The following is a 16,072-nucleotide window of genomic DNA, read 5'->3' on the forward strand; positions in this document are numbered from 1 at the left end:
CCTCAACTCGGCTCTCCGGTTCGGCGGAATGGATAGTGTGGATTGCGTACCAACCGTGAAAGCCAATAAGCGCCATAGCCTGATCGCCTTTTGTGTGGCCGGTACGCTTCTTGCCGGTCCGGTCTATGGATTCGAGCTGTTCGGCATCCAGTTCTTCGGCTCGGAAGCGCAAGACGCCGACGCTGTGATCGGCGATCCGCGCACCTATGATCTGACCTTCGAGACCGGCACGGAGGGCGATGTGGATGCCGCGCTGCGCGGTGCCTCCAATCTCTGGGGCGACCGCGACCAGCCCGCATCCGGCGTGCCCGGACTTCTGGCCAAGGCGCGCGGCGATTATGCCCGCATGATCGGAGCGCTCTACAATCTGGGTTATTACGGGGGCTCGGTCTCCATACTGGTCAATGGCCGCGAGGCTTCCTCGATACCGCCCGATGCCAGCCTCCCCGAACCCAGCCAGATCAGGGTTACGGTTGATCCCGGTCCTCAATTTGTCTTCGGCCCGCTGCGCGTCACCAATCGGGCGCCCATGCCTGTTCTCGAAGCCGATAGGGTCGAGGCGCCTTCCGAAATCGGGTTCGTGACCGGCCAGGTGGCGCGCGCCACCATCATCGCCCAGACCGAACAGCGCCTCGTCGAAGCCTGGCGGCAACTGGGGTATCCCAAGGCGCAGATCGCATCGCGCGATGTGGTTGCCGACCATCCCAGCCGCACGCTCGAAGTTTCCATAGTGGTCGATCCGGGCGCCTACGCCGCCATTGGCTCCATCGGGGTCCAGGGCACACAAAATATGAGCCCGGCCTTCATCGTGCGTCAGACCGGCCTGGTCCAGGGGGCTGAATATGACCCCGACGATATCGAACGGGCCCGCGAGCGCCTGACCCGGCTGGGCGTATTCCGCTCGATGCGCATCGAGGCTGCCGAGCAGGTTCAACCCAACGGGCAGTTGCCCTATCAGATCATCGTGCAGGAACAGGCTTTGCGCCGCTTCGGCATCGGCGCGAGCTATGGCACGCTCGACGGTCTGGGCGTCGAAGGCTATTGGCTGCACCGCAATCTGTTCGGCGAGGCCGAGCGTCTGCGTCTCGATGCCCGCGTCGCCGGCATCAGTTTCCCCATCGATACCGCAGAGTTCGATTATGCCTTCGGCGGCACCTTCACCAAACCGGGCATTTTCACCCCCGAGACCGATCTCGTTGCTTCGCTCAGCGCCGATCGCTCCGTCCTGCCGCTCTATACAGAAACCTCCGTCCAGGGCCGTCTGGGCATCGAACAGCTCTTTACCGACGACATTTCCGGGGGGCTCGGGCTGCAGTTCCAGCATTCCTATTTCGAGGACGACGCGACCTTCGGAAACCGCAATTTCACGACGGCCGGTCTCTATGGGCGCGGCGTGTTCGACAATCGCGATTCCGATCTCGACCCGACCGAAGGGTTCTATCTCGAAGCCAATGTCGATCCGCTCTATGAGTTCGAGTATGAAAATTTCCTCGCCCGCGCGACGCTCGAAGGCCGCGCCTATTTCGCCTTCGACGAGGACGCCAACTATGTCCTTGCCGGCCGCGTCAAGGCGGGCGCTGTGGCGGGCCCGTCGCTGGCCGAAATTCCCCCCGACCTGCTGTTTTTTGCCGGCGGTGGCGGCTCGGTGCGCGGCTATGCCTATCGCTCCATCGGCGTCGATGACGGCATGGGCAATGTGACGGGGGGACGCTATCTCCTCGAAGCCTCGGTGGAAGGCCGCGTGCGCTTCAACGACCAGTTCGGCGCCGTCGCCTTTGTCGATGGCGGCTATGTCGCCGCCGATACATTCCCCGGCCTCGACCAGTTGCGCCTCGGAGCTGGTGTGGGCATCCGCTATTATACCGCGCTCGGACCCTTGCGGCTCGACGTCGCCGTACCCTTGAACAAGAGCCCGGGCGATCCCGATTACGCGCTCTATGTCGGTATAGGACAATCGTTCTGATGCGTGTTCTTGCGGCAATCGCTGTTGTCTCGCTCGCCATGCCGGTCCCGGCCATGGCCCAGGAAGCCGAGCGCGAAAGCCTGATGGACATGCTGGCCCGCGCCACTCAGCTCAACGAAACCGAGCAGCGCGGGGCGCTTGTCGGTTTCGTGGAAAACCAGATCTCCACGCCCGACCGTCAGATCAGGCTCAACGGCATCGATGGCGCGCTCTCGTCCAACGCCTCGATCGACCAGATCACCATTTCCGATACCGAAGGCATCTGGCTGATCGTCGAGAACGCGCAATTGCAGTGGAACCAGGGCGCGCTGCTGTTCGGGCGGTTGGAAATCCAGTCGCTTTCCGCCGATTCAATTGCCTATATCCGCAACCCGGTGTCCACTGAAGCGCCCACCGCCCCGTCCCCCGAGGCGGGCGGGTTCTCGGTTCCCGAATTGCCCGTCGCGGTAATTTTGGAGAACCTCTCGGTCCCCAATGTGCGGTTTGGTGAACAGGTCTTTGGGCTGGGCTCGGAAATCTCGCTGGCCGGATCGATGACGCTCGATGGCGGTGCCATAGATGCCGTACTCGACATCGAACGCCTCGATGGACCCGGCGGCACGCTCGATCTTGATCTGCAATACGCCAATGACACGCGCGAAATCGATCTCGGGCTAGAACTCGTCGAACCGGAAGACGGTATCGTCGCCAACCTCCTCAATATCGAGGGGCGCCCGGAAATCGCCCTGGGCCTGCAGGGTGCCGGTCCCATCGACGATCTCGATATCGATCTGACTTTTGATGCCGATGGCAACCGCATCCTGACCGGAGAGGGCACGCTCGATCAGACTACCCAGGGGTTGGCCATCGCCGCCGATTTGGGCGGCCCATTGTCCACAGTCCTGCCCGCAGCCTACCGTGACTTCTTTGGCGAACAGACCACGCTTTCACTCGACGCGCTGATGCGCGACGCCGGTGGCTTTGAAATTTCCGATCTTTCGCTCTCGGGCGGCGAGCTGTCGCTTCTGGCCAATGCCGCCACCACGGCGGACGGCTTTTTGAGCCGGCTCGATATGAGCGGCGAAATTGCCCCGGTTTCGGGCGACACGGTCACTCTGCCGGTGCCCGGCGCCTCCACCCGTATCGAGCGCGCCGGTTTCGCGGTCGATTATGGCGGTGAGGGGTCCGACCAATGGTCGGGACGCCTTGAAATGGTTGGCTTTGAGACACCCGACTTCGCAGCGCAAAGCCTGGTGCTCGACATCTCCGGGGTCGCCGCCGATCTCGACGATCCGGCCAACCGCCGCGTGACCTTCAACGGCGATGGCATGCTCGAGGGCGTCACGGCGGCGTCGGAAGAAATTTCCCAGGCACTGGGATCATCGATCGGGTTCGGCCTCGCGGGCATGTGGGAGGCGGGCCAGCCCATAACGCTTGCCCAGCTTCGCCTCGTCGCCCAGGCGCTCAATTTCGAAGCCGCCGGCCAGATCGAGGACAATGTCTTTACCGGCGATCTCGCACTCACCACCGAGTCCATCGCGCCCTTTTCCGGCCTCGCCGAACGTGAGTTGTCCGGCGCCATTGCGCTCGCCGCAAACGGCACCATCTCACCTCTGAGCGGCGGGTTCAATCTCACCCTCGATGGCACTGGCACCGATCTTTCTGTCGACGACGACATCGCCGACAATTTGCTCGACGGCACCGTTGCGCTGACGGGCCGCGTGGCGCGCAGCGAAGCCGGGCTCGAAGCCGAAACCTTCCGCATCGCCAACGAGCAGGTCGAGATGGTCGCCGACGGCACTTACGCCACCGGCACTGCCGATTTCTCCTTCGATCTGGCACTGGCCGATCTGGCCCTGATCAATCCCGAGATGTCGGGGCGCCTCACCGCAACGGGCACGGCGCAGGGCGCCGAAGGCAATATCGCTTTGCCCGCCGACATCGACATCCCCGAAGGCACGCTCGGCGGTCGCACGCTGCGCAACGCCAATATCGGCTTTGACGGCACGTCGAGCGAAGAGGGGCTCGTCGGTGCCCTCTCCGGCGCCGCAGCGCTCGACGGGTTCCGCGTCACCCTCTCAAGCGACATCGACAACAATGCCGAGCGTCTGCGCCTGTCCGACATTGCGTTCGAGGCCCCCGGCACGGCGCTTTCGGGCAATCTCACCCGCTTTGCCGACGGCCTGCTCGATGGCCGGTTGACCCTTGATGCCCCCAATATCGAAACCGCCGCCGCGCTTGCGCTGGTCGACGCCAGCGGCGCTGCCCATGCCGATATCGCCCTTGATCGCGAAGGTGAAAGCCAGAGTGCGGAAATTGCCGCCTCGCTCAACGCGGTGAGGTTCAACGATATCACAATCGGCTCGGCCGATGTCGAAGCGACGATTACCGACCTGTTCGGCGTCCCGGTCATCGACGGATCGATCAACGGCGCCGATATTGTTGCGGCAGGCACCAATGTGCAAACCGTTTCGCTCACCGCCACCGCCAGCCAGGAGACCACCCGGTTTTCGGGCGATGCGTCCCTCAACGCGGGGACCGAAGTGACTTTGGCCGGCTTGCTCGAACCCATTGCCGATGGATACCGCGTCGCGCTTGACGATTTCCGGCTCGCCCAGGGCCAGCTTTCCGCAAGCCTTGCCCAACCCGCCGAACTGACCGTCGCCGATGAGACGGTTTCGTTCTCCGGGATCGAACTGGCTGTAGGCTCCGGCCGCATCACGGCGACGGGCAGCGCCGGGCAAACTCTCGACATCGCGCTTGATGTCACAGCTTTCCCGCTCAATATCGCCAACACCATTGTTCCAGATCTTGGGTTGGCCGGAACGGTTTCGGGCACCGCGCAAATCTCGGGCGAAGCCAGCGATCCGCGCGCCAGCTTCTCGGTTGAGGCCAACGGCATCAACGCCGCCGCGATCTCCGAATTCGGCATCGCCCCGCTCACGGTTTCGGCTCAGGGCAGTTTTGCCGATAACACCGTCACGCTCTCGCAGGCCCGCGCCAACGGTTCGGGCGGCCTCAGCGCCACCGCACAGGGCACCATTCCGCTTGAAGGAACGGGCCTCAATATCGCTGTCAACGGCTCGGCCCCGCTCGCGCTCGCCAACCGCTTCGTGGCCGATCGCGGCGCGCAGATTTCAGGCACGGCAAATCTGGACGCCCGGGTGACAGGTCGTATCGACGATCCGCAGTTTTCAGGCACCGTCTCGGTCGCCAATGGTGAATTCATCGATCCCGGACTTGCACTTCGGCTGGTCGGCATCACCGGCAACGCTTCGCTCAATGCAGACCGCATGACCATCAACACGCTCACCGCCAATCTCGCCACGGGCGGCTCGGTTTCGGCTTCCGGTTTTGTCGGTCTCAATGCAGGTTTCACTTCCGATATCGCCATCACTTTCGATCAGGCGCGCTATGCCGATGGCAATCTCGTGGTCGCTACGCTCAACGGCGATCTGCGGCTCTCCGGCCCCATCGCCAATGGCGGGGGGCTTGCCGGCAATATCGACATCGAGCGCGCCGACATCACCGTTCCCGATGGCTTCGGCGGTGCCGTGAGCGTCATCGACGTCGATCATGTCCGTCCCCCTTCGCCGGTCGCCGCGACGCTGGCGCGGGCCCGCATCGACCAGCGTGCGTCGAGCACCACGACCGCCGGCGTGCCGCTTGAACTCGCCATCACGATTTCGGCGCCCAATCAGGTGTTCATCCGCGGGCGCGGTCTCGATGCCGAAGTGGGTGGTGCCGTGCAGATCAATGGCAATGTCGCCGATATCCAGCCCGTCGGCGGGCTCGAACTGATCCGGGGCCGCCTTTCGATCCTTGGCCAGCGTATCGATTTCGACGAAGGCACCGTCACCCTGATTGGCGATCTCGACCCCTTCATCAACCTTGTCGCCCGCACCCAGGGCAATGACATCACGGTCATCGTTACGGTTTCGGGTCGTGCATCATCGCCCGAGGTAACCTTCTCGTCCGATCCCATGCTGCCCCAGGACGAAGTTCTGGCGCGGCTGATCTTTGATCGTGGCGTGGGTGAACTTTCCCCGCTGCAACTGGCCCAACTGGCTGCGGCAGCAGCCGAACTGGCCGGTGGCGGCAGCGGTTCGGGTTCGCTCCTGGGCTCGTTGCGCGCGGCGGCGGGGCTCGACGACCTCGACATCGTCACGGACTCCGAAGGCAATGTCGGCGTGCGTGCCGGCGCCTATATCGACGACAACATATATCTCGGCGTCGAGGCCGGGGCCGGGGAAAGCCGGGTCACCATCGACCTCGACATCACCGAACAGCTCCGGGCGCGCGGGACCACCAGCACCACGGGCAATTCCGGTGTCGGCCTGTTCTACGAACAGGATTACTGACGGTTCTCCGATCGTGAACGGGGCTGCGTTCATGGCGCGGCGGTCGCCTTGATTGCAGCCGGTTTGCGGTCGCGCCAAGACAGGCGGTGGAACCAACCTTCGCCCCTGACTCTTATCCCTCACGACAAACAACCGCACGCGTAAGTGCAGTGAGGGAAACGGTTCCATGTTCAAAGGACTACTGCTCTGGATGATCGGCATCCCCTTGCCGCTTGTCATCCTGCTCCTGATTTTCGTGCTCTAGATACGAACGCAACTTCCCATTCGACGATGATTTCCCCGACCGTGCGCGGGCAACATAGACGGAGAACACCAATGAATTCCATCATCTACCTCGTCGGCCTCGTGGTCGTGGTTATGGCCATCCTGTCCTTCATCGGCCTCGCCTGAGCGCCCGTCACCAAGGACATAGCCCATGACCACAATAACACCCAGCGAGCCGGCAGGCACACAGGAAACCTCATCCTATGTCGATTGGCCGGCCATTCTGGCGGGCGGCATCGTGGCCGCCGCCATATCCTTTGTCATGCTCGCCTTCGGCTCGGCGATCGGGTTGACCATGACCGATCCGTTCGGTCGCGAAGGCGTATCCCTGTTCTGGATCGCCATCGCCATGGCCATCTGGGTCATCTGGGTACAGGTGTCCGCATTGATGATCGGTGGCTACCTCACGGGCCGCATGCGCCGGCGCAATTATGATGCGACCGAGGACGAATCCGACATTCGCGATGGCTTCCACGGCCTTCTTGTCTGGGCAACCGCCGTCGTCTTTGCCGCCATACTCGCCTTTGGCGGGATCGGCACCGTCGCCAACAGCCTGGGCGCTGCCGTCGGCGGCGCCGCGCAGGGCGCGGGCGCGGCGGCCGGACAGGCGATCAGCGATGAATCCGGTCCGTTCCAGTCGAGCATCGATCGGCTGCTGCGCACCGCGACAACGACCGAAGGCGATGCTGCCGCAACACGCGACGAAGTCGGCCGTATTCTGATCGATGGCGTCACCGGCGAAGGCGTTTCCGAGGATGACCGTGCCTACCTCGCCCAACTGGTCGCGGCGCGCACCGACCTCGATCAGGCCGAAGCCGAAGCGCGGGTCGACGAGACCATCGCCCAGGCCCAGAGCGTGCAGGACGACGTCGTCGCGGCCGCCGAGCAGGCCCGGACCATTGGCATTCTCGGTGCCTTTCTTACCGCTGCATCGCTGGCCATCGGGGCTGCGGGAGCCTGGTTTTCGGCTGTCACCGGTGGTAACCATCGCGACACGCATACGGTGACGCCCTTCTTTGCCCGCAGGGGTTCGCCCCTCATGTGACGATCTCCACCACCGAAAACCAAAAAGCCCCGCTTCGAGCGGGGCTTTTCATTTGGGGGTTCCCCGGTTGCCAGCCGATGATTCTAGAGCGTGTCCAGCAAAAGCATGTCCTCGACGCGATCGGGGATGGAAACGGTTTTGCGGTTCGGACACGCGATAAAACAAAGGCTTGGAGCCAAGGATTTGATTCAATCAAATCCTGAACGGCTCTAGAACTCGGACCAATCCGTTTCCACCGCCGTATTGCCCATGGAGGTACGGCGAGGCTGAGGGGAGGATGCGGAACCTTCTGCCCTCTGGTCGATATCCCACATCGCATCATCGCTGATAGCGTTCCCATCGATGGTGAACCGGGCAACGATTCCGTCCAGCGCCGTCACCTGCGTTTCGGTCTGCTCGATGGTTGCGTTGGTCTCTTCCACAAGTGCCGCGTTGTGCTGGGTCATCTCGTCGAGCAGCCGCACGGCGGAGGACACCTCGGAAATCGCCGCCGCCTGTTCGCGGCTTGCCGTTGAAATGCCGCCCATGATCTCGGCATTCTCGATCACCGCCGCACGGATTTCCCGCAGCGTTTCGGTGGCTTGCGCGACAAGTCTGGAGCCCCCGCCCACTTCGCTGGCGCTTTCCTCGATCAGCACCTTGACCTCCGAGGAGGCCTGCGCCGCCGATTGCGCCAACCGGCGCACTTCGACCGCGACAACGGCAAACCCTTTGCCCGCCTCGCCGGCCCGTGCCGCCTCCACCGAAGCGTTGAGCGCCAAAAGATTGGTCTGGAAGGCGATATCGTCGATCATCTTGATGATGTCGGAAACCTTGGCCGATGAGGTGGTGATGCGCTCCATGGCCTGATTGGCCGCGCCCATAACCGTGCCGCCCTTTTCGGCGAGGTCCGATGCCGCGCGCGTCTTGTCGAGCGCATCCTGCGCCTTTTGCGCATTGCCATTTACGGCAACGGCGAGCTGCTCCATCGAGGCAGAGGTCTCCTCGATGGTCGCCGCCTGCCGCGTCGTGCGTTCCGAAAGGTCGTTGGCACCCGAAAGGATTTCGCCTGTCGCGGTCTTGAGCGCTCGGGACGTATCCTTGAGCCGGCCCACGATCCCGGCAAACGTTTCGGCCATCGCATTTGTGTCGTCCTTGAGCTGCGCAAATGCGCCCTCATAGGCGCCGTTGACCCGCAGCGACAGATCGGCGTCGGCCATGGCCGAAAGCACCTGCCCGGTCTCCGAGAGACCCCGGTCCACCGTTTCCATCACCATATTGACGCTTTGGGCAAACCCCTCGAGTTCGGGGTCCTCGTAGCGCACGTCGATCCGCCCGGAAAAATCCCCCGCCATGGCGGCCGAAACCACGTCCTTGATACGCGCCTGCAGATCGGCGCGGATGCGATGTTCCTGCGCATCCTCTGCCGCCAGGCGTGCCTTTTCGCTGTCCATGTCGCGCATGGCCCGGCCATTGTCGCGAAAAACCATGAGCGCCTCGACCATCTGGCCGACTTCATGGCGCTGTTGCTGGTCGAGTTCGAGGTCGAAATCGCCATCGGCCAGTTGCCGCATGCGCCCGGCGATCTGCTTGATTGTGCTCGACAACCCCCGGCCGATCAGAATGGCCAGCCCTGTGCCGAACACCAGGGCGACGATCCCGGCGATCAGAACCGCGTTGAGCGTCGTTGCCGCCATTGCAGCGCCGCTCGGCCCCAACGCATCCTGCCGCGCCTGCACCGAGGCCAGCATGGCGCCGAACGCCTCCTCCATCTGCGGACCGAGAACGTCCAGCTCGTCACTCATCACTCCATTGCGCGCATGGACCGCTTGAGCCAGGCTTGTCGCCTGCGCCATATAGGCATCGAGCCCGTCCATCATGCGATTGGCCGTGGCCTTCTGGGAATTGGAGATCACCGCGTCGTGCAGCTTTTGCAGGTTTTCCTTGGCAAAAGCCGCATGTTCGGCCGCCGCTTCCAGGCGCGCCGGATCGGCGGTCAAAAGAAACTGCTCGACCTCCAATTGTGTCAATATCGTCGATTGCACGCCAAAGCCCGCCGAACCGGTGGCATTGAAATTGCCGCTCACCGCACGCAGGGCCGCCGTCGCGTCGGTGCGCAACTGGTCGCCCACCGCCCGCAATTGAACAATCTCCGCGTCGATTTGCGCCTGCAATTGCGTCATTTCGACAAAGGCGGCCTCATAAGCCTGCGCCGAACTGGCGAACGCGGCAATCGCCGCCTCCGTTTCGGCATCTGCGGTAAAGAGCGCCATCACTTCGGGGTCGTTGGCCTGAAGGGCCGCTATGCGGTCGGCCAGCGTCTGGGCCGTTTCCGCCGAGGTTTCCAGCCGGTAGTCCAGATCGGCCAGCCGCGCCGCCGATAACTGCTCGACAAAGCCCGATATCGCGACGGTCTGCCGCGCCGCCACCCGGTATTCCGAGAAGGTCTGCGATACGGCACTGACACCGAAATAGGCAAGTGCGACAATCGCGGCCAATAGCGCAATCATCGCGCCAAACGACGCATAGATGCGCTGCGCGACGCTGAGTCTGGACAGCATGAGACGAGCCCCCTTTTCCCTTCTGGGACGAACGCGTGGGGACAGTAAGAGGGCCTGAGGTTAATGAAGACTCAATTTCAATCCCAAACTGGCGCTTTCACGCGCTTAATTGTCCGGCTGCTCAAATTTTAGGCTCGTCGCGTTGCCCGCTGCCCGATCGATGCGCCTTGTATGCACTTGCCAACGGCCCTGTGACGATCGGCGGCGCAAAAATAAAGGCGGCCCTGCGGCCACCTTTGCATGTGCGAACGATGGGATATGGAGGCTCAGCGCGGCGCGAGCACCATGACCATCTGGCGCCCTTCGGCGCGTGGGTTGGATTCGACCTTGGTGATCTCCTCGAACTGGTCCTTGACCTTGTGGAGCAATTCGAGCCCGATGTTCTGGTGCGCCATTTCACGCCCGCGAAACCGCATGGTGACCTTCACCTTGTCGCCTTCGCCGATGAACTTTTCCAGTGCGCGCATCTTCACGTCATAGTCATGGGTGTCGATATTGGGTCGGAGTTTGATCTCCTTGACCTCGATCACCTTTTGCTTCTTGCGGGCCTCGGCGGCCTTCTTCTGGGCGGCATATTTGAATTTGCCCAGATCGAGGATCTTGCACACCGGCGGTGTCGAATTGGGCGCAATCTCGACCAGGTCCATCCCCGCGTCCATCGCCATGGCGATGGCTTCGCTCGTCCGCACGACACCGATATTGGTGCCTTCGGCGTTGATAAGCTGGACTTCGGGGACGTTGATTTCATTGTTGGAGCGCGGCCCGTCTTTTTGGGGCTGCACGGGTCTCATCGGACGACGAATGGCAGAATTTCCTTTCAGCGGTTTCCCATAGCTGCGCACACCTGCTCGCAGGCCGGCACAACGCGCCTAAAATCTTGGCAAACGGGCACAAAGTCAACAGGCAAAGCTGTATCGATTGCCCGAGGCGTGCCCCCGGTTGCATGGGGGTCGCGCAGGCAGCGGCCTTGCGGTCCCGCGGCTCAGCGGCTACACCCCCGATATGGTGTCCGAGCCGGAAAATGCAATGATCGACAAAACCGCGACACTGGCTGTGGGCCAGGGCGGGCAAACCCGCGAGATTGCCATGCTGCTCCGGGCAGGCAAGGCGCCCGGGCTGTTCTGGCTCGGCGGATTCCGGTCGGACATGCTGGGCTCCAAGGCCCGTGCCCTCGACGAATTCGGTGCCGAAAATGGGCTTGCCGTGACCCGGTTCGATTATTCCGGCCACGGCCAGTCCGGCGGCGCGTTCCTCAAAGGTACGATTTCGCGCTGGCTTGAAGAGGCATTGGCCGTATTCGAGACCACAAAGGGCCCCCAGATCGTTGTCGGCTCGTCAATGGGTGGCTGGCTCGCGCTCCTGCTCAACCGCGCCTTGCGCCAGCGCGGCGAGGACCGGGTGCGGGCCATGGTGCTGATCGCCCCGGCGGCCGACATGACACGCGATTTGATGCGAGAGACCTTCACGGACGCCGAATTGCTCGACCTTTGGGAAAAGGGCAGGGTGGAACAGCCCTCGGACTATTCCGATGAACCCTATGTCCTCACCCGTGCCTTGATCGAAGATGGAGAAAACCATCTCCTGTTCGGAGCCCCCATCCGCACCCATTGTCCCGTCGCCATCCTGCAGGGCGGCCATGATACCGACGTGCCCCCCGCCCACGCCCTCAAGCTGGTCAGCCACCTCGTTTCCGATCCGGTCACCTTCACCCTCATCCCGGATGGCGATCATCGCCTGTCGCGCGACAGCGACCTCGACCTGCTGCGCCAGACCGTCCAGCGGTTGCTCTAGGCGTCCAGCCGGTCCTCGATGATGGTCCCCAGCGCTGCGGCCTCGCGGGCCACTTCGCGCGCGAAATCGCGCACCATCGCGCGCTCGAACGCCGATTTCGAGAGCGCCACGATGGCGATGTCGCGATGCAGCGGTGTGAAGTCGCGCGGCGCGATCTCGACAAGTTCGCCCCGCGCGATCTCCTGGCGCACCGTTGAGCGCACGAAAAAGCCCAGCCCCTCTCCGGCCAGCGCCAACCGCCGGGCCGGCCCGGTGGGAATTTCAACACTTGTCTGCGCGCGCCGTACCAATGCGGTGGCCCCTTCGGGGTCCCCCTGCCACCAGCGCAGCGATATTACCCGCGGCGCCACGTCCAGCACGTCGGCCAGTCTTGGGTTGGCAGGCAGCTTTGCCGCCAGATGCGGCGCCAGCACCAACGGTACGGGCTCGCGCATCACGACGATGGGATAGATTTCGGGCACCAGCGGATCGAGATTGGGCCAGGCGATGATCCCAAGTTCGGCCACCCGGTCGTGCAGCATGGCGGTCACGTGATTGTGGTGCCCCTCGCGCACGATGACATCGACTTCCCGGTGCCGTTCCTGAAACCGCAACAGACTTTCCGAAATCAGCGGCGTTACCATCGAGCGTAGCGATGCCACGGTGATCCGGCCGCGCTCGACCCGCCGCATGGCCTCACGGCCTTCCTGCACGGAGCTGAGAATGCGCCGCGCATAGGGCAGGAACGTCATGCCCTGATCGGTCAGAGCCACCTTGCGTCCGCGCGTAAAAAGCTGCACACCGAGGAAATCTTCGAGTACCCGCATGCGCATCGAAACCGTGGCCTGCGTGACATTGAGCCGGGCGGCGGCCTTGGTAAAGCTCAGATCGCGCGCGATCCGGTCGAAGGTGCGGAGTTGATCTATATCCATAAGGAATTTCTATTGATCGAATTGATATTTCTGTATCATTTCATTTTATCATCAGTTATTCCGATTTGAACAGGCGCAATCCTTGCAATGAACATTCGCCCCGCCACCGAGAGCGATCTCCCCCAGATCCTCGATATCCACAACGATGCCATCAGGCGTCTCGACGCGATCTGGAGCGAGGCCGAGGAGACACTGGCCGACCGCAAGGCCTGGCTCGACGACCGCAACGCCAATGGCTTCACGGTGCTTGTGGCCGAAGAGGATGGCCGCATTCTCGGCCATGGCAGTTACGGAACCTACCGCTCGCGTTCGGGTTACAGAAAGACCGTCGAACACTCGATCTATCTGCGCGACGAGGCGCAGGGCAGGGGTGTGGGCTCAGCGCTCATGGAGGCCCTGATCGATGACGCGAAAGCCAAGGGTTTTCACCTCATGGTCGGTGTCATCGATTCAAAGAACGAAGGTTCGATCCGCTTTCACGCCCGGCACGGCTTTGAGATGCTCGGTGTCCTGCCCCAATCGGGCTTCAAGCACGGCCGCTGGCTCGACCAGGTCAATATGTACCTGATCCTCAACGACGACCCCGCCCCGCCGCGCGGCTGGTAGGCTCTCTGCCGCAAGGCGATCTATGTTCGAACCGTCGCCGTGGTCTCACCTCTCCCTTGCGGGAAAGGTCGACGCGAAGCGGCGGGTGAGGGGGCCTTGTCCCTGCTTATCCCGATTCAAACGTGCGAAAGAATATTGACCAGCCTGCCGAACGGATCGCGCACGTAAAAACGCCGCACGCCCCAGGGTTCGTCCGCCGGGCCATAGACGATGGCAATGCCCAGCACCTTCGCCTTTTCCAGCACCGTATCGACATCGTCGACTTCGATGGACAGGTCGGGAACAGGCGTATCCGATCCGCCCTCTGACATGACGCTCAACTGAACCGACATCTGCCCATCCGCGCCATAGGTGCGGATCCACCCCATGTCCATCAGAATGTCCAGCCCGAGCAGGTCACCGTAAAAGTCTGCCGCTGCTTCGGGCGAGCCCTCGATATTGGCAACGATCCGTTTGACCGCCATCTCTATCCCTTTCGGTTTCGGACCCGATCCGCCTCGCGCCGCGCCTTGCTGGCCATCCGCCGCTCCTCTGCGGCTTTCCTGACGTCTTCGCCCATATGGGCTTCCCCGCGCGCCACGGCCAGCTCGATCTGCCTTTGCCGCTCGGCCGCGGCCGCACGCTTGGACGCGTTCTCCTCACCGGCGCAATGGTGGCATTGCACCCCTTCGATGAAGTCTTCACGCTCCCTGTCGGCCGGGGTCAGGGGCTGCCGGCAGGCCCGGCACAATTGCGCATCGCCGATTTCCAGCCTATGGCGCACCGAGACCCGCTCGTCGAAAACGAAGCACTCCCCATCCCAAAGGCTTTTGTCTTCGGGCACCTGCTCGAGATAATTGAGGATGCCGCCCTTGAGGTGAAACACCTCCTCAAATCCCTGCGCCAGCATGTAGGACGAGGCCTTTTCGCACCGTATGCCCCCGGTGCAGAACATGGCGATTTTCTTGTGCTTTTGCGGGTCGAGCGCTTCGGACACATAGTCCTTGAACTCGGTGAAACGCGATGTCTGCGGGTCTTTCGCGTTCCGGAACGTCCCCAGAGCCACCTCGTAATCATTGCGCGTATCGATGACCACCACGTCGTCCCGGCCGATCAGATCGTTCCAGTCCTGCGGGTCGACATAGGTCCCGACCTGCCGCCCCGGATTGGCCTCGGGTGCTCTCAGCGTCACGATCTCGGCTTTCAGCCGCACCTTCATGCGATGGAAGGGCTGGGTATCGGCGAAAGAATACTTGACCTCGGCCCCCCGGAACCGCCCCCCGAAAATATTACCGTCGCTCAGCCACGCCACCAGTTCATCGATCGCCCCGGGCGTCCCCGCCACTGTCCCATTGATCCCCTCAGGCGCCAAAAGCAGCGTCCCCCTGATTCCCCGCGCACAGCAAAACGCGGCCAGCGGTGCCTTGAGTGTTTCAAAGTCGGGCTGATCGACGAATTTATAGAGCGCGAGGATTTTGATGGTGGGGACGGTCATTGGGGGGGTGCCGGTTCGGCTCTCTTCTCAAGAGCGACGAGATAGCCGAGCATCAGAACGAGCAGCGTCATTTGCGGCAATATGCCAAGGATTGCATTTGTCAGCCCGAGCGTTGCATTCCCGCCACTTAGGGCCAGCGATAAAAACACGATCGCCCGATCCGATCTCGCCGCGGCGGACAAGAGAGCAAGCAGGGGAGAGAACACGAGGCCAAAATAGGCGACTATACCGAGAACCCCGCCAACGGCTGCGAGATTGGCAATGTCGCTGTGCAGATTGTCATAGCGCTCGCGGATTGGCAGCAGTTCGCGAGCAGTCTCCATGAAGCTACCGTATCCGTGCCCCCACAAGGGCGACTGGAGGAACATCTTCAGCGCCGCATTGTACATCAGCCACCGCTGGTCATTCGATTCTTGTGTGCGCTCGCTCAAGATGTCCCAGAACAACAGCATAGCTCTTTGCCCCTCGCCCGAGGCGACAAGCGCAATTGCAACGGCCATTGGCAGTGCGAGTAGCGCCATGAACATCGCGCGGTCGCGCCAGAAGACCACGAGCGCGATGGTCATCAGCACACATGCGGCCAACAATGGTCCGCGTGATTCAGAAAGCAGAACGGCCGCCACCGCGGCCGCAGGTCCGAGAACGAAGAAAAATCGTGCTGTCGATCGTGCGTGAGCCGCGCCGATCAGGCTGACGAACCCAAGCATTGTAGCAAGGCTTGCATAGTGAATGGGGTTGTTGCCGCCACCCGCGCGCCTGACCTCAAGCGCAAAGACGTCGATTGCCCCGACCGCGGCCGCCGCCAGTGCTCCAATCAGGCAAAGCGTGCCAAACTGGATGGGCGTGACACGATCAAGAATCGCCGCTACGGGCAAAACGCCGACAAAGGGCAGCAAGATGAGCAATACTGTCCAGTCGCCCGGCGCGCCACCATTGAGAAGTATCGACACGAACAATGTTGCCAGACCCACGGCCAGACCGAGGAGAACGCGTGAATCCAGAGTGTCAGGTCTGACGCGAGGGAGAGACAGTGCCATACAGGCCAGCGTCAGATAAACGGCGGTATAGGCGGCAATGCCGGGAAAAACCAGGCCGGACACCAAAAGTGTCGCGCGTATCGCTTCGAACATGGTCGCGT

Annotated in this window: 11 protein-coding genes; 5 read left to right on the plus strand and 6 right to left on the minus strand. The window is 62.5% G+C overall.

The features are described from left to right. Positions 1–55: 55 nt before the first annotated feature. From KKY_RS18030 to KKY_RS18040, 3 genes are all read left to right on the plus strand, one after another. A complete protein-coding gene (locus KKY_RS18030) occupies positions 56–1,963 on the plus strand; it encodes an autotransporter assembly complex protein TamA (protein ID WP_014132825.1) in 1,908 nt (635 codons plus the stop codon). Beyond that, positions 1,963–6,303, plus strand: coding sequence for a translocation/assembly module TamB domain-containing protein (locus tag KKY_RS18035; protein WP_014132826.1), 4,341 nt, complete (start codon positions 1,963–1,965; stop codon positions 6,301–6,303). The genes KKY_RS18030 and KKY_RS18035 overlap by 1 nt, the downstream gene beginning before the upstream one ends. Positions 6,304–6,718: 415 nt before the next feature. Next, positions 6,719–7,612 (plus strand): hypothetical protein, encoded by an 894-nt coding sequence (locus KKY_RS18040; protein WP_014132828.1) that lies wholly within the window; start codon positions 6,719–6,721, stop codon positions 7,610–7,612. A gap of 209 nt (positions 7,613–7,821) precedes the next feature. Here KKY_RS18040 and KKY_RS19820 read toward each other — a convergent pair whose 3' ends face one another. Both KKY_RS19820 and infC read right to left on the minus strand, forming a co-directional pair. Then, positions 7,822–10,152: a methyl-accepting chemotaxis protein gene (locus tag KKY_RS19820; protein WP_014132830.1), complete on the minus strand. Its 2,331-nt coding sequence runs from the start codon at positions 10,150–10,152 to the stop codon at positions 7,822–7,824. 266 nt (positions 10,153–10,418) lie between these two features. Beyond that, positions 10,419–10,943 (minus strand): translation initiation factor IF-3, encoded by a 525-nt coding sequence (gene infC / locus KKY_RS18050; RefSeq protein ID WP_041528889.1) that lies wholly within the window; start codon positions 10,941–10,943, stop codon positions 10,419–10,421. A gap of 235 nt (positions 10,944–11,178) precedes the next feature. Here infC and KKY_RS18055 point away from each other — a divergent pair, with 235 nt between their 5' ends. Then, positions 11,179–11,943, plus strand: coding sequence for an alpha/beta hydrolase (locus KKY_RS18055; protein WP_050811833.1), 765 nt, complete (start codon positions 11,179–11,181; stop codon positions 11,941–11,943). Here KKY_RS18055 and KKY_RS18060 read toward each other — a convergent pair. Then, positions 11,940–12,854, minus strand: a complete 915-nt coding sequence (locus KKY_RS18060; protein WP_014132833.1) for a LysR family transcriptional regulator — start codon at positions 12,852–12,854, stop codon at positions 11,940–11,942. The genes KKY_RS18055 and KKY_RS18060 overlap by 4 nt on opposite strands. An 87-nt stretch (positions 12,855–12,941) precedes the next feature. On the opposite strand from KKY_RS18060, the gene KKY_RS18065 reads away from it, so the two are divergent. Next, positions 12,942–13,460: a GNAT family N-acetyltransferase gene (locus tag KKY_RS18065; RefSeq protein ID WP_014132834.1), complete on the plus strand. Its 519-nt coding sequence runs from the start codon at positions 12,942–12,944 to the stop codon at positions 13,458–13,460. 116 nt (positions 13,461–13,576) lie between these two features. On the opposite strand, the gene KKY_RS18070 is transcribed toward KKY_RS18065, so the two are convergent. Genes KKY_RS18070 through KKY_RS18080 form a run of 3 tightly spaced genes read right to left on the minus strand, consistent with a single transcriptional unit; the run spans position 13,577 to position 16,064 of the window. Next, positions 13,577–13,924, minus strand: a complete 348-nt coding sequence (locus KKY_RS18070; protein ID WP_014132835.1) for a VOC family protein — start codon at positions 13,922–13,924, stop codon at positions 13,577–13,579. 2 nt (positions 13,925–13,926) lie between these two features. After that, complete coding sequence (gene trhO, locus KKY_RS18075; RefSeq protein ID WP_014132836.1) at positions 13,927–14,934, minus strand: oxygen-dependent tRNA uridine(34) hydroxylase TrhO; 1,008 nt, start codon at positions 14,932–14,934, stop codon at positions 13,927–13,929. Then, a complete protein-coding gene (locus tag KKY_RS18080) occupies positions 14,931–16,064 on the minus strand; it encodes an O-antigen ligase family protein (RefSeq protein WP_014132837.1) in 1,134 nt (377 codons plus the stop codon). The genes trhO and KKY_RS18080 overlap by 4 nt, the downstream gene beginning before the upstream one ends. Between the last annotated feature and the right edge of the window lie 8 nt (positions 16,065–16,072).

The sequence above is a fragment of the Pelagibacterium halotolerans B2 genome (assembly GCF_000230555.1).
Classification (GTDB): Bacteria; Pseudomonadota; Alphaproteobacteria; order Rhizobiales; family Devosiaceae; genus Pelagibacterium; species Pelagibacterium halotolerans.

Excerpts from the sequence above, each read along its gene's own strand:
- KKY_RS18035 (WP_014132826.1), top strand. The coding sequence starts at position 1,963 with ATGCGTGTTCTTGCGGCAATCGCTGTTGTCTCGCTCGCCATGCCGGTC.
- KKY_RS18040 (WP_014132828.1), top strand. The coding sequence starts at position 6,719 with ATGACCACAATAACACCCAGCGAGCCGGCAGGCACACAGGAAACCTCA.
- KKY_RS18055 (WP_050811833.1), top strand. The coding sequence starts at position 11,179 with ATGATCGACAAAACCGCGACACTGGCTGTGGGCCAGGGCGGGCAAACC.
- trhO (WP_014132836.1), bottom strand. The coding sequence starts at position 14,934 with ATGACCGTCCCCACCATCAAAATCCTCGCGCTCTATAAATTCGTCGAT.
- KKY_RS18060 (WP_014132833.1), bottom strand. The coding sequence starts at position 12,854 with ATGGATATAGATCAACTCCGCACCTTCGACCGGATCGCGCGCGATCTG.
- KKY_RS18080 (WP_014132837.1), bottom strand. The coding sequence starts at position 16,064 with ATGTTCGAAGCGATACGCGCGACACTTTTGGTGTCCGGCCTGGTTTTT.
- KKY_RS18070 (WP_014132835.1), bottom strand. The coding sequence starts at position 13,924 with ATGGCGGTCAAACGGATCGTTGCCAATATCGAGGGCTCGCCCGAAGCA.
- infC (WP_041528889.1), bottom strand. The coding sequence starts at position 10,943 with ATGAGACCCGTGCAGCCCCAAAAAGACGGGCCGCGCTCCAACAATGAA.
- KKY_RS19820 (WP_014132830.1), bottom strand. The coding sequence starts at position 10,152 with ATGCTGTCCAGACTCAGCGTCGCGCAGCGCATCTATGCGTCGTTTGGC.
- KKY_RS18065 (WP_014132834.1), top strand. The coding sequence starts at position 12,942 with ATGAACATTCGCCCCGCCACCGAGAGCGATCTCCCCCAGATCCTCGAT.